Source organism: Carboxylicivirga marina (assembly GCF_016612505.1).
GTDB classification, from domain to species: Bacteria; Bacteroidota; Bacteroidia; order Bacteroidales; family Marinilabiliaceae; genus Carboxylicivirga; species Carboxylicivirga marina.
This window is the reverse complement of record NZ_JAENRR010000035.1, coordinates 1-22838: the sequence shown is the minus strand read 5'-3', so window position 1 is coordinate 22838 and position 22838 is coordinate 1. Positions and strand designations below refer to the sequence as shown.

Here is a 22838-nt window from a genome sequence, read left to right as displayed (position 1 = left end):
CATGTCAATTAAACAACGAAGCAAAAGCAAGAAACCCAATAAACTATTCACACGTCTCATATACTTAGCATTACTAGTAATAGCAGTGACAATATTTGTAGGCAAGTCTTTCTATGATCGTATTTATGCCCCTAATGTGGTTACCACAGAAGGTAAAGAGTTTTTATACATTCATTCCGGAGCCGATTTTGAAGATGTTTGTGTTGCACTGGAAGATGGTGGATACCTAAAAGACACTGATGGCTTTAAGTGGGTGGCAGAGAAAAAGAATTACAGCAAAGTAAAGCCCGGACGTTATAAACTAAAGGATGGCTGGACCAATAATGATCTTGTTAATACTTTACGTTCGGGAAACCAAACGGCGATTAAAGTCACATTTAATAATATTCGTACCATGCCCGAATTGGCTGGTGAAGTAAGTGATTACCTCGAATGCGATAGTATTGAACTTTTAAAAGCGCTCAATAATATTGATATCTTCAAAAAACTTGGTTTTACGAAAGCAACATCACCTGCTCTTTTCATCCCCAACACCTATGAGTTGTGGTGGAATACAAGTCCCGAAAGCTTTATCCAACGCATGCACAAGGAATATAATAAATTCTGGACTTCAGCGCGAAAAGAGAAAGCAAAAAAAGCAGGACTCACTCCGGTTGAAGTGAGCACATTGGCTGCGATTGTTGATGAAGAAACCATCAAGTCCGATGAAAAACCAAAGGTGGCCGGCTTATATATTAATCGCTTGAATAAAAACATTCGCCTACAGGCCGACCCAACGGTAAAATATGCCATTGGTGATTTTAGCATTCAACGTGTATTAACTAAAGATTTAAAAACAGATTCACCTTACAACACCTACATGCATGCCGGATTACCTCCGGGACCAATTCGTGTTCCTTCTGTATCGGGTATTGATGCGGTATTAAATTATAGCAAACACAGTTATTTATACATGTGTGCAAAAGAAGATTTTTCAGGCTATCATAACTTTGCAAAAACGCTAAAACAACACAATGTTAATGCTGCTAAATTTCAAAGAGCATTAAATTCAAACCGGATATATCGCTAAACATTAGATTGTACTTAGAAAGAGAATAGGGTTGAATACCTGTTTTTCTATCAAAAATGATTATTTTGAAACCGTAGTTGCTTTTTCTTATTTAAATACGAAGGCTATGAATCAAGAAAAAAAGAGATTACTGTTACAAATAAGGGATTATCTGCAAAGCAAGAAGGTTAAAAAAATCAACTTACTTGAAATTTGTGAGGCATTGGACTGTCAGCTAAATGACATCACGAAGTGGGCATCAACCCCCGATGAATTATTACAGTGTATTCTTGATTTAAAAAGCACAGAATTAAAAAACGTGCTAAACTTCGAAAAATACGAAGGTGAGAATGCCATTGATAGCATGGTGATAAGCGGACAAGAAATATATGAGCGCTTTGAGCAATTATCACCTGCTAAATATGTTTTTATTCGTGATTTAAATCCAGAGTTATATCAAAGTTGTCAGGACATAAAATTTGAGCTGATAGAAAATCATCTTTCGAATAATTTAGATAAAGGCATTGAAACCAAAGAATACAAAGCCAATATCGATAAGGAGAAAATCATTAACAAGTACATTAAACGTATTAAAGACATTCATTCACGCGAATATCTGAATTCAGAACATTTTACCTTTTCAAATATTTTCAGCAATATTTTCGAAGATTATCTCGAAGAAGTAGCAACAGATGAAAATTGGAATTATTTTCGCAAGCGAAAACAATTTTACGAAGCCATCAGTTTTGGCAATCGATAATACTATTTAAAAGTAAGCATATGCAATTATTTAAAACCTTAACATTAGCCGTACTAGCCTTTTCCATTGTTTCATGCGCCTCACTTAATGGCGGTTCGTCGAGCTTTGACGATAGCGAAAGCCCCTATGTTGAAGACGACACAACACCTGTGGTTAAAAAGGAAGTAAAAGAAGAGAAGATTGTAGTTAAAGAAGAAAAGGTAACAGTTGTTGATAACAAAACTGCCGAAGTTTTCAAATATTACGTTATTATAGGTTCGTTTCGCGTGTTAGATAATGCTCAGAACTATAAAAAGCAATTGGTTGAAGAAGGATTTTTACCGGTCTTGCTCGAAAATGAAGATGGACTTTACCGCGTATCCGTTTCTGCCTATCACGAAGAAATATCTGCTCGTGATAATATCAATTCAATACGACAAAAGTTTGAGAAGTACCACGATGTATGGTTACTTATCAGAAAAGCATGATAATCACCTCATCTATATGAAAGCCGGTTCAATTTGTTCCGGCTTTTTTATCGCCTTAATGTGTATTAATGGTCACATATCATGATATTTATTCTTTCAACTCACTAACTTTTTCCTATTTTTGCGCATTCAAATACCGAAATAAATTACATTAAAATATAAACCAGACAGAAATGTACAGACCGGTAAATCTTGCTGAAGATATTTTTTACGTAGGTGTGAATGATCGTCGCACTAGTTTATTTGAGAATATGTGGCCACTCGACCGTGGTGTTTCGTATAACTCATATGTTATTGCCGACGAAAAAGTTGCAATAGTTGACACTGTGGAGGCAGGTCATTTTGAAAAATGGCTGGCAAAAGTTAGAGCCATATTAAACGGCCGTAATGTTGATTACCTGGTGGTGAATCACATGGAGCCCGATCATTCTGGTGCCATTCGTATTTTAACTGAACTGTATCCTGATATGAAGATTGTTGGAAACAAAAAAACCATTCCAATGATTGAAGGATACTATGGTATTTCAGGCAATTTTGAGCTTGTTAAAGAAGGTGACTCTATAGATTTGGGTAAAAACAAACTAAGCTTCTACACGGTGCCTATGGTACACTGGCCAGAGTCAATGGTATGTATGGAAGAGACCAATAAAATTCTTTTCTCATCAGATGCCTTCGGAAGTTTTGGCACTTTAGATGGCGGTATTTTTGATGATGAATTAGATTTCGATCATTATCTTGACGAAATGCGTCGTTACTATTCTAATATCGTTGGTAAGTATGGTAATCCTGTACAAAAAGCGCTTCAGAAGCTAGGCGGATTAGACATTAAAATGGTAGCACCTTCGCATGGTCCAATTTACCGCGAAAACATTGCCCGAATGATTGAAATGTACGATCAGTGGAGCAAATATGAAGGTGAAGAAGGCGTGGTTGTGGCCTATGCATCAATGTATGGTAATACCGAGGAAATGGCCGAAGTTACTGCTCGTGCAATCACTGAGAGCGGCATTAAAAATGTACGTGTTTATGATGTTAGTAAAACACATCCGTCATACATTATCTCTGATGTATTCAAATACAAAGGCATTATCTTAGGAAGCCCAACCTACAGTAACGAATTACATCCTAACATGGAGGCTTTAGCGTCGAAGCTACAGCACATGGGCGTTGTTAACCACTATTTTGGTGTACTTGGTTCATTTACCTGGGCTGGCGCATCGGTTAAGAAACTGCGCGAAATTGGTGAAAGCCTAAAATGGGAAGAAGTGGCCGATGCCGTTGAGGAGAAACATGCACTTAAAGAAGACAAGTACGAAGCTTGCTGGCAATTGGGTGTAGCTATGGCCGAGAAGCTTAAAGCAGACAGATAATCAACAACAGCAATATATTTTAAAGAGCAATCAGCAATGGTTGCTCTTTTTTTATCTGTTTTTTTTCACACTTATACACTTCTGGCTGAGCAGATATCATATTCACTTTCCATTTAATGAAATTAAGGCAAGGCCGTGTTTGGTCATCACTAAGCGGATGTTTTCCATTACATAGCGGAATATTTCCAGAGATAAGCGGACATTCTCCGGCACTAAGCGGATGTTTTCCAGCACTAAGCGGACGTTTTCCGGATTGGGAAATCTCCCGCTGACTGAAGGAAATCTTCCGCTGACTAGTAACAATTGTCCGCTGACTGCTGCAAAAGCTCCGCTGACAGAAAGAAACTCTCCGCTGAATGGTGGAAATCCTCCGCTGACTGATAGAAGTTATCATCTAGTACATAAATAATATGTACTGACTAAGTGTTGACAAATTTCAAAGGTACTAAATGCAGAAAGCCCGCAGCAAATCAGCTCCGGGCTTGTATCTATTGAAAGAATTCTTATAAAAACTCGTAACGAACAAACGCTTCAAAGGCCTCATACTCAGCCATACCCAGCTCGTTGTATAAATTTGCAGTTCCCCGATTACGATCTTCGGCACGTTGCCAGAATTCACGATTATCACCCCCTAAGAACATCGCTCCATCTTTCTGCGATTGATGCTTAAAGATAGCGTTACGCTTGCGCATCAGCTCATCAGGACTAATAGGTACTGCCATTTCAATGTTATGGATTTCCCACTCATGCCAAGCACCGCGATATAACCACACCCAGCAGTCCTTCATCCATTCTTCTTTTTTCAAGAGATCAACCGCCTGGAAGATCGCATCCAGACAAACACGGTGTGTACCATGTGGATCAGATAAATCACCTGCAGCAAAAATCTGATGTGGCTGAACTTCTTTAATAAGATCGGCAACAATTTTCACATCAGCCTTGCCCATAGGGTGCTTTTCAACACTCCCCGACTCATAAAATGGTAAGTTTAAGAAATGAACGTTCTCATCTTTCACATTGGCATAACGGCATCCTGCCTTGGCCTCTCCTACCCTAATCAAACCTTTGATTCGACGTACCTCAGGCAAGTCAATCTGATCGGCTTTTTTATTGGCCAAAAACTTACGAATCTTATTGTGTTCGTCCTGAATCTTTTTAGCATCCTCGGTTAATCCATCGGTATAGTCGCCAATAAAATCAAGGTATCGCAACACATCATCGTCAGATACAGCAATACTTCCTGATACCTGATAAGCAACATGCACTTCATGTCCCTGATCAACCAAACGTAACATTGTACCTCCCATTGAAATCACATCATCATCGGGATGCGGACTGAAAATAATGACACGTTTTTTTGCTGGCGCTTTACGCTCCGGTCGATTGGTATCATCGGCATTTGGCTTACCTCCCGGCCAACCGGTAATGGTGTGCTGTAATTCATTAAATATGCGGATATTGGTTTGATATGCCGAACCTCTTTCGGCCAAAATATCACCCATACCATTATCGTTGTAATCTCTATCAGTCAGTTTTAAAATTGGCTTTTTAACCTTTTGACATAACCACAAAACAGCCTTTTTAATCAAACGGTCATCCCACTCAACACTATCTATTAACCAAGGCGTTTGTACACGAATTAAATCGGCTGCTGCCGCCTCGTCAACTATCAATTTACAATTCTCATGCTTTTGTAAAAATGATGCTGGTATTTCTTCGGTAATGTTTCCTTCGATTGTTTTTTTCAGAATGGCGGCTTTTCCCTCACCCCAAGCCAATACACGCACTCGCTTAGCATTCAAAATGGTTTTAACACCCATGGTGATAGCTTTGCGTGGGGCATTGTCCATTCCAAAAAAGTCAGATGCCGCTTCGGTACGTGTAATGTTATCTAAAGACACAATACGCGTAAGTGAGTTACCTGATGAACCAGGTTCATTTAACCCGATGTGACCAGTGCGGCCAATGCCTAATATTTGCATATCAATACCACCTACACGCTGAATTTTTTCTTCAAATGAATGGCAGAATTCATAAATTTTTTCCTGTGGAATAGAACTATCCAGATAATTAATATTCTCTTCGGGAATATCAATATGGTTGAAAAACTTCTCACGAATATTTCGGTTAAAGCTTTGTAATGCTTCTGGTGTGATTGGATAATACTCCATTACATTAAAAACAATGACATTTTTAAAACTTAAGTCATCCTCTCTATGCAATCGAACCAATTCAGAGTATACTTCGCTAGGTGCAGAGCCAACTGCCAATCCTAATACACATTTCCCTCCTTCTAGTTCCTTTATTTTAATAATTGAAGCAATCTCAGAAGCTACGGCTTTGGAGCCTTCGGTTGAAGAACCATAAATTTTTGTGGAGATTTTTTCGTGCTTTGTTATTAAAGCTCTTAAATAAGGATCATCGTGATAACCTTCATTCTTGAATTTCCCTGCTGGAGAAATTTTCTGATTGAATTTTTCTATCATAATTACTCTAAATTGAAGTTTTGTGGTTTTAGATAGATGCAAATTTACAATTTATAATCATTAAAAATAGAAATAATAGAAAGTTTTAATAACCTTTTTAGATTAATTTAAAAGTTACCGAAAGTTTCGCATGATTATTTAATACTATTTCTAGTTGTCGAGAGAATTGTAAATTACATCCTGAATCTTCGTTCGCACATCGAGTTCCAACAGCTTTTTATTATAAGAACGAGGATGAATTCTATTGGAGAGAAAAATATAGATTAAATCGTATTCGGGATCAATCCAAAGTATGGTACCAGTAAAACCGGTGTGCCCATAGGATGCCGGAGAAGCCTTGGCAGACACGTGACTATCCTTATCCGGATCGAGTTGAGGCTTATCAACTCCAAGCCCCCGTCTGTTTCCATTATTGTTGGTCTGTGTAAATTTGCCGATGGTTCGAGGTCTGAAAAACTGAACACCACCGTAACTACCTTCATTCAATAGCATTTGAGCCAATTTGGCTAAATCGCCCGCATTAGCAAATAAACCCGCATGTGCAGCTACTCCGCCCAACATGGCTGCACCCTGATCATGCACATAACCATCGAGCAAAACCTTACGAAAGCCCAAATCATTTTCGGTGGGCACAATACGCTTTCCATTGAATTGATTGAGCGGCTTGTACAATAGTTTATTGGCTCCCAACAGTAAACTTATGTTTTTATAATACAATGAGTCAAGCCTTTCATCCTCTTCACTTTCTATTATTTTTTGAAGAAGGTAATAACCTAAATCACTGTATCGATAGGTTTTTGAAATATTAAGCTTTGATTCATATATGTGTGAATACATCGAATCAACATAAGCATCATTCATAAACATGTTAGCTGTCAGCTGTCTTGAATATTCCTCAGAGGCTTGTTTGGCAAACACATCTTGTCGATATCGGGCCTGTTTATTTTGATATAATCGTGTATCTACCCGCACATTGTATAACCATGAATAATGACGACTATATAATGAACGCTTTTTTAAGGACTCTCTGTCGAGCGCTTTATAGTGAAAAGGAATATAACTTGTTAAACCGCTTTGGTGCAGTAGCAATTCCCTTACGGTAATGTCTGCCTTATCTGTGGTATCAACACCTGCCAGGTACTCACCCAATGTCGCATCTAAATCCAGCGAACCATTCTCATACATTTGCATGACCACAGGAAAAGTTACCGCCAATTTAGTTATGGATGCAACGTCGTACAAATCATCATTTAAAACGCGTTGGCGCTTACTGTAAGTATGATGACCATAGGCCTTTTGAAGAAGTATTTCACCTCCTTTTACAACAAGAAGTTGAGCCCCGGGTGTTGCTTTCTTTTTAATAGCATCTGAAATGATGCTGTCAATTTTTGAAATCGAATCGGGCTTAATCTCGCTATTTAACAAACTGAAGGCCAATCGATCTTTTCCCGTGTTAACTCGTTCAAAACCTACTCTCGCTAATTCATCATGAAACACAGAATAGCCACTAACAGGAATACCATTGTAAATAGCCTCGGCCAATAAACTCCAGGAGTACTCTATTAGCTCGGGCATTACAACAATGGCATCCACTACTTTTAAAGCATTTTGAAGCGAAGCATTCGATAGATCACCAACAAATAACAGAACATTAATTTGATTTTTAGCAGAATCATTAACTACCTGTTTTATTTGATTACCTAAAAGCTTGTCATCATCGCAAAGCAATAACTGAATATTGGCCTTTTCCTTAACAGCAACAACTGTGTGATAAAAATCAACGGCCTTTTTAAATTCATCAGGTACCGAACAGAAGCTATCATCTATATAAACACTTAATGTATCGATTCTATTAAGTGGGAAAACAGGCTTGGATTGATAAATGGAAATCGATTTTTTATAGGCCTCCAGCCGATGTTTTAATTCTTTCTGTGGCGAAGTAGTTATGATAGTATCATTAAGCGATTCTATTTGATGATTCAATAATTTATAAACCCTGGCATCCAAATCACTTTCTGATATTCTACTTTGATAAACGGCCTGAACCATCTTATTAACACAATCATCTTCTTTATTCTCCCAAAACAGCAGGTCCTGACATAATATTTCATCGAAGCTTACAGAAATACCTGTTGGACTCCTCCAGATATTCAAAGCTGGATAGTCGTCTAAACTGAAAGATAATTTATTCTCGTTTTGTTTAATGCGTTCGGTCTCTGAAGTCAGTAGCAATTCATCGAGCAATTCGCAGGGAAAGTCAATGATTCGAATGCTTTGCTGCTGTTCAATGGATTTTTCACCAATATATAAACGCGACACATTTGGCAACCTATCGTGCGTTATTAATCCATGATACCCTGCGTTGTTATATTTACGAATGGCATCTGACAACAGTGTTTTAACTATGGGATTATCTCCCACTGCACGTAATGTCGATTCATTAGGGAAAGGAATACTTTGTTCGTCATGCATCCCTGTTCTGATATCACGAGCACTGTAGGAATCAAAACGTGTATTACCAACAACGGCGCTATCACTATAGTTATCATCCGGAATATTCACGAACAACATGGCGACTTTTTCTTCGACCGTAAGTTGCTGCAACAAGGTATCTGCCCGGCTTATTGCTCGCGCAGATATCACATTCAATATTATTATACTAATTATTAAAAATGCCCTCATTGTATCTAAAGTCCCCTACCTTCTGGTGTAACGAAAATAATTAAATTTGGTTAGGGTAAAAGCTAATTTCGTGCCAAAAACCACATTAAATAAAATGTGTGAACAGGGCAATATGCAGTCTGTTCTTGTTATTTACATTGGGGCTTTTTAAGAACCTTTTTTGGATAATAAAGAAACAACAACTATTTTAGGATTCTGAATAAGATATTAACCCATCTAAAAACAATGAGTGTGAGTGATTCAATTAATAATTCGCTAGTTCAAGATTGGGCTGACAAGGTGATTTTAGTGGTTGAGGATGTGGATACTAACAAAATATTTTTTGATGCCGCATTACGCAAAACAAATGCTAAAATCCTTTGGGCAAAAGACGGTAAAGAAGCTATAGAGCTATTTAAAGCTAATGTTATTGACTTAGTTTTAATGGATTTACAGTTGCCAATAATGGATGGTTACACAGCTACTCGTGAAATTAAAGCTATAAACAAAGACATTCCTATCATTGCTCAAACAGCGCACGTAATGTCGGGCGAGCGTGAAAAGTGTATGGAAGCTGGTTGTGACGATTATCTGGCGAAACCCATTCGATTACAAATCTTAATGGATACGCTATCAAAATATTTGAACAATTAAAAAAACTGCCTTCGGGCAGTTTTTTTTTACTCCTCTACTATCTTTAGTTCAGTTCTTCGATTTTTAGCTTTTCCTTCTTCAGTGTCATTACTCTCAACAGGCTGGTCATAACCATATCCTTTATAATTTACTTGTGCAACCGGAATACCCTTTTCAATAATATAATCGTGCACTGATTGGGCTCGTTTTTCCGAAAGCTCCTGATTATACTGTTTGCCTCCAATATTGTCAGTATGTCCACCTATTTCAACCTTAACCGATGGATTAAGTTTAAGTAAGCGTACTACATAATCTAATTCGGTATGTGATGTTGGTTTCAACAGGTATGAGTCACTTTCATAAAATACATTACGAAGCACGAAACTGGCACCAGCTTTTATTTTACTCAAATACACATTAAGCTTCTGTGGTTTATTGATGGTTCCATTCTCTTTAACATCAAAGTTATCGGAATAAAACAAATACCCTTCCTTTTGAATATTGAGGGCATAAGTATCGCCGGCAGGCAAACAAAACAAAAACTCACCTGAATGGGGCGCTGTTACAGCATTAACCGATAACTCTCCATCTGACAACTTATTAACCGCTATATCGGCCGATAAAACATCAGATGTTTCATGATCAAACACCTTGCCTTTTATATAGGTTACTTCCTTAGGCCTAATTTGCTGCGGAATGGCAAATTGGTAAATATCCTTATTATTGATGCTATCAAGTCCATCTGAAGCAAAATACCCCAAATCACCTTTAGCCGTAATCACCAAACCAATTTCATCATTTTCGGTATTTAAAGGATAACCCAAATTAGTTGGTCGTTGCCATCCCATATCCTTATCAAAGCGAGAATAAAACAGATCCATAGCACCCATTCCCGGCCAGCCATCAGATGAGAAATACAAAGTTTGGTTATCATGGTGAATAAAGGGTGAATTTTCATTACCCACCGAATTAATATTTTCACCTAGATTCTCAACTTTTCCAAAGAATGGCGAACCATCCTTTTTGTATCCTGTAATTCGGGCTTTCCAAATATCTTTTTTCCCCTTACCTCCTGGTCGGCTACTCACAAAATAAAGCGTTCGTCCGTCGGCCGAGAAACTTGGTTGCGACTCCCAAAAAGGTGTATTAACCGGGGCGCCTAGGTTGACTGGCTCACTCCAACCATGAGCGGTACGCTGCGAAAACCAGATATCGCAACTTCCTTGCCCTCCTTTTCGACCACAGGCAGTAAAAAACATCCAGTTTCCATCGGCACTTAATGTTTGTGCTCCCTCATTGCTGCTTGTATTAATCGACACAACCGGTTCACGTAGTTGCCACTCATCACTATTTCTTGACGAGACATAAAAATCCTCTCTAAAATTGATGGCATTTTTTGTCAGTCCGCTAACATCTTTCACAAATGGATCCTGAGGTACCAAGACTGTGAATATCATGGTTTCGCCATCGGCACTTAAACTTGGCCAATACTCATCAAGATTACTATTGATATTTTTACCCAAATTAAGAGGTTCAATAAAAACCGGATTAACGATGGCATCCTTAGCAAATTGTGCTTTTTCAATCCAGAAATCAGGATTTAGCTTTGAACGTTTACTTTTATTATAGTTACGGTAGGTTTTCATCCAGTATTCGACCTCATCATATTTTCCGGTATTATACTTGGCCACTCCCATATTAAAAATTGCGGGCACAAAATAAGTACTGTCAATTGCTAATGCTTTCTCTAAAGCAACTATCTCCTGCTCATAATTCTTTTGCGAAAAATGGATATCTGCTTTAAGGAGAAAGGCCTCAATAAAACTTTTTTCCTTATTAATAGCCGCATCTAGGTATTTAATGGCATCATCAAGGCGATTACTCGCATAACTTGACTGAGCTTCCTCAAAACTAGCTATCGCCTTTTTTGATTTTACTGAATACTTTTGCGCAACAGCATTAAAACTTACAAGGCTTACAGCCAATATTAACAGGTATTTCATACGTGTGTCCTACGGCATATCTGCCAATTAGTTTGATTATTTTTATACTAGTGCCGATTGTATGGTTGAATGCGTAAGCTTTAGCAACTCATTCTCTTGCTCAAGATAAGCACTTGTATCAATTGGTTGATGAATGACCATCTGAACCGAACCAGGCAATAAATTAAGCCCTTTTTTATATACTTTATAAGTATCAATTAGCGTAATAGGTAATATTGGCAAGCCGAGTTCAAAGGCAACTTTAAAAGCTCCTTTTTTGAATTGTTTCATTTGATTGGAACCACTTCGGGTTCCCTCAGGAAATATAACAACAGATGTGCCATTTTTAAGTTTCTTTTTAGCTTCTTCAATTGATTCCATAGCGGCACGAGGCGACGAACGATCGAGAAAAATATGCCCCACTTTGTGGCTTGCATATCCAATTCCTGGCGCTTGTCGAAGTTCCTTTTTCATTATCCACTTAAAGTCAATACCTAACCAGCCATATAAAACGAATATATCATAGCCACTCTGATGGTTGGCAACAATTACATACGATTGTTTTTTATCGATATGATGGCGTCCTGATACATTTACAAATATAGGTGTCATATAACCCGTCACTCTTGCCCAGGTAGCTCCCCAAAAACTTCCAGCTTTTGGATTAACGATCATTGAAAAACCGGCTGCTAAAAATGAGAATAACAAACTCGAAACAGCAAATACTGGTAGAAAGAACAATAACTTATACGGTTGATATAGCCAGTAAGCAATCTTTTTCATTTGACTTAAAAATTCTATTTAACCAATGGAATACTAGCACTGAAATAGTTATTTATAACCATTCAAAACTGCCATTTTATTTGTAAACCAACTCACTCCGTTTGTTAGTAATTAACAGCTGAACACATGCAAAAATAATTAATCATGAGTTTGTGCCAAAACAAATTCGGCTTCATTAAAGCATGAACAATACTTATATTTGCCAACTCTCAAAATAGAAATACAAATGGTTGAATTAAATACCGAGAATTGCATAAAGTGTAAGAAGTGCGAACAAATATGTCCTGTTTCAGGCATTAATATTAACGAGAATACCATCAATACTGATTGCATTGAATGCCATCATTGTGGTGCTATTTGTCAATATCACTCTATCAACCAACAGAATACCATCGGCAATAATACTCAAAACAATATCCAGCCTTTTGACTTTGAACTCTTAATGCAGCAAAGGCGCACACATAGAATCTTTAGTGCACAAGCGGTAGCCCCGGAGGTACTAAAAGAATTTATAGAACATATGCGCTTTAGCCCAACCGCCAGTAATCTTCAGAGCTTGAAATTCACTGTAATTACAAACAAGAGCGTTTTAAATGAGATCAATATTCTAACGATACGAACTCTTACGAAGGCATTTAATACGGTTAATTCAATAACCAGACCGCTCATTCGGCTTTTTTCAGGAACAAGAGCTCTTAACAAAATGGAGCAATCAAAGCGTAAGTTTTTAAACAAAGCTGAACTTAAACATGATATGATCTGCTATAATGCTCCGGCTCTTATTGTTATTCACAGCGAAAAAAGTCCGGTTGGAATGCCGTGCCATGATGCAAACATATGGACAGGCATGGCAACACTTTATGCCGAACTGTTGAATTTATGCACTTGTATTAATGGATATATCGTCAACGCAGCCAAGCGCAATAAAAAAATCAAGCAGTTAATGCACATCCCTGCCGAAGAAGAGATTTACGGAACAATTCTTATTGGCTACCCCAAAACTAAGTTCGAGAAACGTGTACAGCGCAAAATGCCTTCAATAAGTTTTATTAGCGAATAATCAGAAGCGATGTTTACAAGTGCTTCCACTCTGCTAATCCCTGAAGCTGGGCCAATATTGCAATCGCTTCAGAGCGACAGGAACCGCAAAAATCAGGTTCAGGTGTAAAACCACCACATACCTGAGGCCTTTGTGGTGAGTCAAATATATCGCAACGGTAGCCATCTGTTAGATGTGGGCAGGCAACACCACCTGGTTTGCCAGATGGCTGGTTGTAACAGGTAAAATCTACAGCAAGACTTTCCAGTCCCTAATCCCCTCAAGATCAGCCAGTGTCCTAAACGCATCTTCCCTTTTCTCTCCACAAACAATCCTTTCTGCTTTAAAGCCACCGCATACCTGCGGTCTCAAAGGCGAATCAAAAATATCACACAGTAAATCATCCGTAAGGTACTTACACTTTTCTCCTGCTTTTTTGCCACTTGGGTGCTTCGGGGAGGCTGAAGAAATTGATGGTATTATACAACAGGCTGCACAACCTAGTCTACATTCCATATTCATAAAATCATATTCGAATAACGCTACAAATATCTTCTTTTAAATTAAAATTCCGATATTTTATTGATAACAGTGTAATGGGAATTATAAATTCTTAAGTGGAGAACAACGATTCCCTTAAATAGAGATCCTTTAAAAAAAGGCGTGAACTTATTAAATTCACGCCTTTCATATTTAGGAGTCGGAATGGTTTTTTAAAACTATTCAAGTACCAATATACTTATTTGAAGATTAATTGTCAAAAAAAGGTGATACAAATTAATGTACCACCTGCTTTTAATCGGGAAATTAGTTAATACTAATTTTTAAGATTCTAAAATACTTAATTAATTGATATTACAAAAAAAGGTGATACCGTCCACCAGTACCACCCTTTTAACAACCTAATCCAAATCACCTATTAAAAAACAATATTTTCACTTAAAAAAAGGTGATCCTGCCCTACCAGCATCACCTTTATGGAATCCCGATTAGTAATAGTAGTTAGCAAACTAATCTGAATACAAAATACCTATTTAATCGTATTTCCCAAAACCAGAACCTTACTTTTTGTTACTATAATACCTCATTAACCTTGCATTACATTGTCATAAGTTTCTTTTTATTTTCAATTGGAGCATGATTGATTAATTTAAACCATTAAGAAACAACCATTCAACTACCAAATACAAAAAAGGGGACACGACCTGCCCCCCTTAACTGAATTTCAAAAACAAACTGTAAAAGTTTATTATCTCAAACTATGGTAACGTACACTTTTGGAGTATGTTACATTTTATTAGATAAACATTAACTATCTGAATTATAAAACATTATAATTTCTTATAAAAACAGATTTCAGCAAAACTTAGAATTTTTGTCTAAAATTTTTAACGACTTAAAATATAGGGCATCGATATAATATTTGAGTATTTTTAATCCTAGAAACACTTTGCTCATGTAGCACCCCAAAGCATATATACCACCCCCTCCCCCCCGGGGGTATTATCGGATACGGCACAAAATAATACCATTGTACACCTTTTCACACCCCTAATTACAGTCTAACAACCTTCACCTCATCAAAAAAAAACATTCAAATTTCCGGCATATTTCAATGTGTGACAGTATTTATCTGAAAGAAGATTATTAGTCATGGAGATCATAGCCAAGCCACCAGAAAATATAGTAAAGTTAATCGATGAAGATACTGCACAAGTGAACCATCCCATCGTTAAGACTCGTGATAAGCTACTTGAGATTAATAGCAATAAATACCTATTGGCAACAGACCTAGATGTAATTCCCATTGTTATCACCAATATAGTATTCAATGATCATGTAATGTACGTACACTACAAGGGCACTGGTAGCTACCTTGACTTTGAAGGTATGACAAGTGTCGATCTTTACGACACTACTGGAGGAATTGGCGCATTATTCTTCATTAGCATCGAGTGGCATTGGGATCAGATACTACAGTTGAGATTTTATGATTAAGATTTTAGTTTCGTTAATGATATGGGGCAAGACTCAACGGAGTTTCGCCCCTTCATTTTCAATTAATAATGTCAGTAAATTTAGCTTTGATTTTTGTGTATGGGCAATGGCTGTGATGTAGCTGTTGCCCTATTTATTTTTGAGTGGCTGAGTATTTATATTCAAATACTCACATAATGAATGTACAGTTTGAAGGAAAAACAGAAACAGGCAAAGACGAATGGCTGACTCCCAAATAAAAACGACTGATGCTATTTAATTAATATATTTTTCATGAGTTTACAATGCCTCTTTTTATACAAAAAAAAACAAGTTCAACAATATTAGATGTTCCGGTTTTATCAAGGATATTTTCCCTGTGTTTATCGAATGTTTTAGGACTTATATCAAGTATCTTTACTATCTCTTGACGTAATTTTCCTTCCAATAATAAATGTAAGACTTCAAACTCCCTCTTAGTCAACTGTTCAATCATACAATAACCATTTTCTAAATTGCGAAAATAGGCGTTGTCAATTTTCGTGCCAACTAAATTAGATGTACTGTTTCCTCTATTAATTATTAACTTAATTGCTTTCTTTATATCGTTTATGGATTGTGATTTACATATGAAATTATCTGCACCAGCCTTAATCATCTTAGAAACAAGTGCTTTGTTAGCACTGCCAGAAACACCTATTACTTTTATGTGTGGATTTCTATTTTTGAGGTATAAAGTAATCTTAACTCCATCCATTGCTTGTTTTGGAAATACTATATCAAGAAAAACAACATCTATTTCATGTATTTGAATTATTGAAAGAAGTTCTGTAAAACCTTCAGCAGAGTAGCACTCATCAATTTCATCAATATGATTCGCTAGATGTTTAAAACTTTCTCTAATCAGAGCATGATCATCGACAATTACTACATTTAAGCCCATATACTATACTACTCCCCATTTACTAGAACAGTAACTTTAATTTTCATAAATTACAACAGTATTCTATTTCAGAAAATGTAATTGGCTTATATAGAACCTTTGAGATATTAAATTCCTTCAATGCCATCTCCAGATAAAAGAAACAGCGCTCAGTGATTAAAATAATCTTCAAAGTAGGCAAGTTAATTGATAAAAAATTAAGAATTGAGACATAATCATACTCATAGGTAGAAATATCAAAAATAAATACGTTCACCTTATTGAATGTTTCTAATACTTTTACTTGTTCGATTAACTTTAAACTTATTACATCCTTAAATCCTAATTTAGACGTTAGATATTTATTTAGCACTTCATCCTGTGTGTAAACAATACTCTTTCCTATATTCAATGGTCAATATTTCTTTGATTAACCGACAAAATTACTTTGCATTACATCATTATACATCAGAAAAGTCCCCATATCCATAATAATTAATATTGCAATAGTATCAAAGCAGGACTATTGAGTCATTTACGTGTTGTATTGGGATCAGATTGAACAGTTTCTAGGTTATGAACACAACGGTGTTCAGCCTCTTCTTTTTCATGTTTACAGATTTTTAGCTTTGATTTTTGTTGTAGGGTGGTGACTTTTCATATAGTTATCGCCCTATTTTTTTTTGAGTGGCTGAGTATTTATTGGAAATACTTAACCAATATGAATGTACAATTTGAAGGACACACATCGATAGGCAAAGACGAATGGCTGACACCCCCATATATAACTGATGCTCTTGGGGAATTTGACCTAGACCCATGCAGTCCAATCAATCGCCCTTGGGAGACTGCACGTAAACATTATACAATAGAAGACGATGGATTAACTCAACCATGGATAGGACGCTGTTGGTGCAACCCTCCGTATGGGAATGAAACAAAAAAATGGTTAGCTAAATGCGTAGAACACGGCAATTGTATTGCCTTAATATTTGCACGTACCGAGACCAAAATGTTTTTCAACCACATATGGAATTCGGCTGATGCATTGTTATTCATAAAAGGTAGACTAAAATTCTGTCATGTCAACGGTGAACAAGGTGGTTCTGCTGGTGCTCCAAGTGTGCTGGTAGCATATGGTAAGGCGAATGCTGATGTTCTTGAAAAATGTGATATTGAGGGGAAGTTTATCCGGTTGAAATAAAAATGGTGATACCGAACCACCAGTATCACCAATTATAACTAAACCCATTTGATGTGAAACACCAAACTTTAACCCACTGTGAAAATAACAATTATATTCAACAAAAAGGTGCGAATATTGAGTTATTCACACCTTTCAATGAAAATCCTATTTGCACTTAAACCTTGCTCCGTTAATATACACTATGATTGAATCGGTGTCAATAAGAAAGGTGATACAATTAAATGCACCACCTTTTACAATTCCAAACAAGCAAACTAAAACTATTGCAATTTATTATCAAACTTCAATATAGCCATTTTTATTGCTTTATTAATCCCATTACCACCCTAATATCATCTGGATCAACCTCTTCCCCATATTTAGGGTATGGAATAACATTCTGAATTTCAAATGTATATCCACCAAAAACTGACGGGTAATTCCGGTGGTAATTTAGGTTCATGGTGGTATCAATGGTATTACCACCTTCAATAATAATAAAGTCCATGTGAACATCTCCTTCCCAAACACACACCACACCTTCAGGGCATCTTGAATCGCCTATGTTTTCGACTGTAAATGATAAATCAGGGGTGATTGAATACTCTACACCAATTCGATATTGATTTAGGGGTTCGATGTCCTCTTTCTCACAGCTCATTGCTGTGGAAATGAAGAATATTAATAAGGGGAGTGATTTGAATAGTGGGTTTCGCATATGGCTGTTTTAGGTAAGACGTAATTATGTGGTTATGGTTGCTTGCCTTACGGGTGCACTATCTCAATTAACAAAGCTAACCACTACCAAACATATCTCTTTAAATACAAGAAGACAAAAAATACCAATAAAACAGCGAATGCCACAATTTTATTACTATCATCGTCAATCTCCACCTTCTGTTTATCTGCTACAATATAATGATAGAGCTTCCGTACGGCATATCCAATCCCACCTAATAGTATGCGACCGATTGCAATGGAAACGAGTTTAAATATTTCATCCATAAGTAAGTTTATCTATAACCAATTAAAAAACATGGCTGATTTAATGATATAAATAGCAGGTCTGAAAGCAGCTACCATTACTCTTTAGGTCAGCCTACTTTGTCAATCTTATTCCCAAAATTATCTCATCAACCGTCATTAGTTCAATATCCCCAATCTTTTCAGAATAATCATATTCACTCTTTGGAGTACCTTCGAAGAATATCAGTGGGAAACATGATTGTGCTGGATAATGAATTTCACTATCCCTTATGATTTCATGTTGTACAGATGACAACAACCTAACACCTCCTTCTACTTGCTGAACCAGAATCGATTTCAGACCCCATGGATGCCCCCAAAAGTATCTATAGTCATAATCGTTAGCTTTCCTAATGATAGGATTGAAATAAAACAAAACTTCTTCTTCTCCAGTTAATATATTCTGCTTTGTGAAATAATAATCAATTCCCTCTGGATAACCTTGTGCTCTAATAATTTCAGGGATTGAGTCTCCATCGATATTAACAAAGAACTTAAAATCATAATCCATAACTATTAAGTCAACAGTTCGATACAGCTTAAAGCCTGATGTATACCAATACTCCCGTGTAAGGGGTTCATTATCAAGTCCTGTTTCAATAATCGAAATGTAATCTTGTATTTTATCCCCATCAAAATCAACACTATAAGTTCCAATAATATTATTTTGATGCAGGGACTTTATTTGCTCTGGAGTCTCAACTTCTAATGGCACACTTAAACTAACCTGCGCTTGCATGCCAATGAATGACACTACTGTTAAGAATAGTAATGTGTAGAATCGCATATATTCATTTTAATAATATCCCACATGATACTCCACCAATCCTGACCCAATTAATAATACTAAATCAATCATTCCCCAAATACCTACTGATAATCTCTTCCGTATTATTTTAAGTCCAATATAAACACCAATGAGACCAATTATCATATTCAAAAAAAGAACCCAATCAGGCTTTGCGAACGTATAGAAGATGCCAATGTTATAATTGTAAGCCAAGAAAAAATGGACACTTCGAATTATCCAGAAAATGTTGAAAATAAACATTGTCCAGCCAATGTTTTTATACAAACTATCACCTGTTAATTTTACTACCAACCTTTTAATAGTGCTAAAAAGCTTAGTTTTGAAAAATCCTTCAAAAACGAGTAGTATAAACGTCACATATCCAATAGTTCCTAACCCAAGCATTGGAGCAGGAATACCTCTTGGATAATAGTATAGGCTAAATACCCTAATACCTAGAATTTCGAATATTCCCCAATTGCTCAAGTATATTAATACAACAGTAACAGTTGCTTTTAATAACCTTAATCGCAGCTTTGAGTTTTCAATGAATATTTTTTCCAATACATTCACACACGCTAAAACGATCATAACTCCATATGACATTATTGCCCCCTGAATTGAAATTTTATTGCCTTGCATCAGATCATGTGCATATTGATCGTAACCAAGGTACAAGTCAAGGTTCTCAAACGTCATTGTGATAATGAAAAGAACGTTGAATAAAAGAATGGTCGCTATGTAAATGTAATTAAACCTCATTTGAATCAACAACGCTCCCCTTCTTGTACTTATTTGCATTATTGAAGCTGAAAATTGCTCCAATAACGAAGATAACTCCCATTATCGTCAAGAATCCAAAGAAACCATCCAAAAGGTAACCCCATACTAGAAATACAAGTCCAATACTCACATATATGTAGGCATTTCTTTGATGGGCGCTCGATGCTGTTTTATACGAATCTTTATTTCTGTTGATAAGTGAATTAACAAGCTTAACCTCATCGATACATGTCGCTGTACATGCAATACCATTTTCAATTTCAGTTAAACACTCATGACATAATCCTTTATTGCAGTTCTTGCATATACTCACTGCATCAACGTCTGGGTGATTAAAACATTTCATAGTCTTGGAGTAATTAATTGTTTGTGTTGAGTTATAGATAATCTAAAATTAGTATGTTTTCGGTGTTTCACAAATCATTTAGCTCATCTCGATATAATCTAACTTTGCCTTTACTAAATCAAGGACTCTATGGTAATCCTCAATGTTTGATTCATCTTTTTCGAAAATAAACGAATTGGCTAACGAAGCATTATGGAGTTTTACGATTAAAAGGTTCTTATAAAACGAATAACCTGAGAATGTATTCCACTTGAAGTCAACCGTTTTTTCACTATCCTGATATTTAAAATAATCCGGTGAAATTTCATATGAAGCATCCATTTTTAACTTCTCATATCGTTCTGCCAACTTATTAACTTTACTTTTATATTGTTTTTTTGAGAAGAACATTATTGAGAAAACGAATATTGGAATTATCATCAATCCAATACCAATGAGAATAAATGGATTAAAAGGTTCATCGTCTGACGCTGCTATTATACCTAATATCAAGATTATAAGACCAGCTATAGAAGAATTTTTTATTCTTTTTATAGTCTTATGCCACTCAATTCGCCATCTCATCCAACTTATACGAAGGAAATCTTCTTTCTTGAAGGGTATATCTAATATTATAATGTCCATTGCGAATAGTCTTTTTAATTTTGCTCAATTTCAAACTCCTCTATTACGAGCTTAGTTTTATCCGATAGAAACTTAAAAATCTTATCATCATCAATATGTGGTGTCCTTAATCCATCTGTCGTTCTCCAGATGAAATTATCACCAAAATGTATTGCGTAATATGGCTTATCGATAATACTTCCATTGGGTGCAACCTTCTTATCGTAATGTACTAGCTTATCTATTTGGTCGTACTGATATTCTGTATCTGCAAAATCAAGGGATTGATTAATCACAACTGCCTCGTCATTGAACTTTATGAAGGTATTAAGTTGAAGACAAATAAGTAATGAACTGCCACTTATTAGAATAACCGATAAATATTTAAGTATCGCAGTGGCATTAGTACGGTATTTCCGGTTATAGTATATCCAATATTGGCTTGCCTTTTCCTTGAAAACAGTATTAGCAACACTAAACACAACAATAACTGATATTCCAAATGACATCATCAATGCTAATAATAACCATGTTTCAAATTCAGGCTTGATGATAAAAACGGAATCACTAACAGATATAACCATCTCAGATAGTGATTCTAATGCATTAGTATTTAAGGTCGCAAATAAGGGGATTGAGATGAAAAACAATAGCAGTATTAAGAAGTCCTTCCTTTGAAATTCGTTCCGCAAATCATCCGTTGTTCTAGAATAGTCATCCTTCTCGAATTTGAATGATAATAGTGTTCTGATTAAAATCACTGTGATAATGACTATTCCTGAAATTGCTATCATTTTGGGTTCTATTTTTTTGTTCAATTTATAATCTCTTTCACTCCCCTAATGTCCGGTCTCTCACCTCAAATCTAAAATTCAGCATCATATTAGGTTGCAACATCTCCACAAACTGCTCAATGGTTACCTTTTTACCATCAACTGATAGGTACGTGTCGAATGCTGAATCGAGATTATCGTCATGGTCAATCCTGCCCCTAATAATATCATTATCATTTATCTCCAGATGACCATCAACCTCATCAATGTGGCGTTGATTGATGCCTTTCTGAATCTTTGCTTTTAGCTCCAGTTCCATCTGCTCAATGTCCGCATCAAAACCAGACAAGTGGCTATATATTCTTGCGGAATTATTTGGGTTTTCTTCAATTACCTCAACAGCTTCGGAATACGTGCCGGATGGTACAGGGAATGTTAGGATACGAAAATGGTATTTTTCACCGTACTTATCGGTGATATGAAAGTCGTATCCATCTTCGAGGGGGGAGTTTGATATTGATTTGTTCATAGGGGTATGATTTGATTAATTTTTATTCAATCCAAATGTTCGTGTACCAAGTTTTTCCTTCCACAAGCTTTCAGCATCAACACATTCTTTTTGTGAAGCATTTTTTGATAGCACCTCAAGAATTGAGTATTGTAAATTGGAATGAAAATTAACGTCTTTCTCCTTTAATTGAATCAGTTCCTTATTTCCACCTGTAAAATTACCCTTTGCATAGCTTTCCCATCGCTGCCATAATCCATTTTGTCCGTATGTCGTTCCAATATACTGATTCCCCGATTTTTTATCTAAGATCATGTATACCGCCTGAAGTCTGGTCAGAGATTCATACCATTTCGAGTGTGCTTGAGGATTGTTTATGATTGTTTTCAATTCTTGAGCACTGATCTTAATCTTCATTAAACCGGGGAACTCATCAACAAAATTGTATGGTAAAATCTTTACGACCTCCTTACTCATCACTTTCCCATATGTATTATACCAACCCCTTGGCACAATCCAATCAATAATGATACGGTTATCAAACTTTGAATACTCATCCATCTTCTCAAGCACCAGAAAAATATCATTTTCAGGACTTTGAGGTTTGCAGTATCCTTTTGTTTTTAACCGCTTTAAAAACTGGACCACTTTGTAGCACATGAAAAGTGAAACAAAATGGTAGAAGAAATCATTAA

22 protein-coding genes are annotated in these 22838 nt (G+C 36.3%); 9 read left to right on the top strand and 13 right to left on the bottom strand.

Translation table 11 applies throughout. The annotated features are described in order from the left end of the window. Nucleotide 1: 1 nt before the first annotated feature. From mltG to JIV24_RS14210, 5 genes are all read left to right on the top strand, one after another. Nucleotides 2–1069, top strand: coding sequence for an endolytic transglycosylase MltG (gene mltG / locus JIV24_RS14230; protein ID WP_200465725.1), 1068 nt, complete (start codon nt 2–4; stop codon nt 1067–1069). A 106-nt stretch (nt 1070–1175) separates the two neighbouring features. Next, complete coding sequence (locus JIV24_RS14225) at nt 1176–1808, top strand: hypothetical protein (protein WP_200465724.1); 633 nt, start codon at nt 1176–1178, stop codon at nt 1806–1808. A gap of 20 nt (nt 1809–1828) precedes the next feature. Next, a complete protein-coding gene (locus JIV24_RS14220) occupies nt 1829–2275 on the top strand; it encodes an SPOR domain-containing protein (protein WP_200465723.1) in 447 nt (148 codons plus the stop codon). A 173-nt stretch (nt 2276–2448) separates the two neighbouring features. Next, nucleotides 2449–3645, top strand: a complete 1197-nt coding sequence (locus tag JIV24_RS14215) for an FprA family A-type flavoprotein (RefSeq protein WP_200465722.1) — start codon at nt 2449–2451, stop codon at nt 3643–3645. A gap of 116 nt (nt 3646–3761) precedes the next feature. Further along, nucleotides 3762–3917, top strand: coding sequence for a hypothetical protein (locus JIV24_RS14210; RefSeq protein WP_200465721.1), 156 nt, complete (start codon nt 3762–3764; stop codon nt 3915–3917). 231 nt (nt 3918–4148) lie between these two features. On the opposite strand, the gene JIV24_RS14205 is transcribed toward JIV24_RS14210, so the two are convergent. Beyond that, a complete protein-coding gene (locus JIV24_RS14205; protein ID WP_200465720.1) occupies nt 4149–6131 on the bottom strand; it encodes a glucosamine-6-phosphate deaminase in 1983 nt (660 codons plus the stop codon). 150 nt (nt 6132–6281) lie between these two features. Beyond that, a complete protein-coding gene (locus JIV24_RS22805; RefSeq protein WP_200465719.1) occupies nt 6282–8774 on the bottom strand; it encodes a serine hydrolase domain-containing protein in 2493 nt (830 codons plus the stop codon). A 270-nt stretch (nt 8775–9044) separates the two neighbouring features. Between JIV24_RS22805 and JIV24_RS14195 the strand changes: the two genes are divergently transcribed. Further along, nucleotides 9045–9446, top strand: coding sequence for a response regulator (locus JIV24_RS14195; RefSeq protein WP_200465718.1), 402 nt, complete (start codon nt 9045–9047; stop codon nt 9444–9446). Between the two features lie 26 nt (nt 9447–9472). Here the strand turns inward: JIV24_RS14195 and JIV24_RS14190 are convergent, their stop codons facing one another. Further along, the gene (locus JIV24_RS14190; protein ID WP_200465717.1) at nt 9473–11428 is read right to left on the bottom strand and encodes an OmpA family protein; all 1956 of its coding nucleotides are present in this window, start codon (nt 11426–11428) and stop codon (nt 9473–9475) included. Between the two features lie 42 nt (nt 11429–11470). Then, nucleotides 11471–12190 carry a lysophospholipid acyltransferase family protein gene (locus JIV24_RS14185; protein ID WP_200465716.1) on the bottom strand — a complete coding sequence of 240 codons (720 nt, stop codon included), beginning with the start codon at nt 12188–12190 and terminating at the stop codon, nt 11471–11473. Nucleotides 12191–12416: 226 nt separating this feature from the next. On the opposite strand from JIV24_RS14185, the gene JIV24_RS14180 reads away from it, so the two are divergent. Both JIV24_RS14180 and JIV24_RS14175 read left to right on the top strand, forming a co-directional pair. After that, nucleotides 12417–13250, top strand: a complete 834-nt coding sequence (locus JIV24_RS14180) for a nitroreductase family protein (RefSeq protein ID WP_200465747.1) — start codon at nt 12417–12419, stop codon at nt 13248–13250. A 1632-nt stretch (nt 13251–14882) separates the two neighbouring features. Beyond that, complete coding sequence (locus tag JIV24_RS14175; RefSeq protein WP_200465715.1) at nt 14883–15227, top strand: hypothetical protein; 345 nt, start codon at nt 14883–14885, stop codon at nt 15225–15227. 271 nt (nt 15228–15498) lie between these two features. On the opposite strand, the gene JIV24_RS14170 is transcribed toward JIV24_RS14175, so the two are convergent. Next, nucleotides 15499–16149, bottom strand: coding sequence for a response regulator transcription factor (locus JIV24_RS14170; RefSeq protein ID WP_200465714.1), 651 nt, complete (start codon nt 16147–16149; stop codon nt 15499–15501). Nucleotides 16150–16849: 700 nt separating this feature from the next. Here JIV24_RS14170 and JIV24_RS14165 point away from each other — a divergent pair. Then, entirely contained in the window at nt 16850–17332 is a 483-nt protein-coding gene (locus JIV24_RS14165) for a DNA N-6-adenine-methyltransferase (protein WP_200465713.1), read from the top strand. 301 nt (nt 17333–17633) lie between these two features. On the opposite strand, the gene JIV24_RS14160 is transcribed toward JIV24_RS14165, so the two are convergent. The 8 genes from JIV24_RS14160 to JIV24_RS14125 all read right to left on the bottom strand — a co-directional run. Further along, a complete protein-coding gene (locus JIV24_RS14160) occupies nt 17634–18032 on the bottom strand; it encodes a hypothetical protein (RefSeq protein WP_200465712.1) in 399 nt (132 codons plus the stop codon). Nucleotides 18033–18413: 381 nt separating this feature from the next. Beyond that, the gene (locus tag JIV24_RS14155) at nt 18414–19127 is read right to left on the bottom strand and encodes a hypothetical protein (protein WP_200465711.1); all 714 of its coding nucleotides are present in this window, start codon (nt 19125–19127) and stop codon (nt 18414–18416) included. A 9-nt stretch (nt 19128–19136) separates the two neighbouring features. Then, a complete protein-coding gene (locus JIV24_RS14150; protein ID WP_200465710.1) occupies nt 19137–19829 on the bottom strand; it encodes a hypothetical protein in 693 nt (230 codons plus the stop codon). A 52-nt stretch (nt 19830–19881) separates the two neighbouring features. Then, nucleotides 19882–20226, bottom strand: coding sequence for a hypothetical protein (locus tag JIV24_RS14145; RefSeq protein WP_200465709.1), 345 nt, complete (start codon nt 20224–20226; stop codon nt 19882–19884). A gap of 111 nt (nt 20227–20337) precedes the next feature. Further along, nucleotides 20338–20883 carry a hypothetical protein gene (locus tag JIV24_RS14140; RefSeq protein WP_200465708.1) on the bottom strand — a complete coding sequence of 182 codons (546 nt, stop codon included), beginning with the start codon at nt 20881–20883 and terminating at the stop codon, nt 20338–20340. A gap of 14 nt (nt 20884–20897) precedes the next feature. Continuing rightward, entirely contained in the window at nt 20898–21656 is a 759-nt protein-coding gene (locus tag JIV24_RS14135; protein ID WP_200465707.1) for a hypothetical protein, read from the bottom strand. A gap of 37 nt (nt 21657–21693) precedes the next feature. Next, on the bottom strand, nt 21694–22164 hold the full coding sequence (locus JIV24_RS14130) for a DUF7713 domain-containing protein (RefSeq protein WP_200465706.1): 471 nt from the start codon (nt 22162–22164) through the stop codon (nt 21694–21696). 15 nt (nt 22165–22179) lie between these two features. Beyond that, nucleotides 22180–22838, bottom strand: a 659-nt coding sequence (locus JIV24_RS14125) for a GIY-YIG nuclease family protein (RefSeq protein WP_200465705.1), incomplete at its 5' end; no start/stop codon positions are given.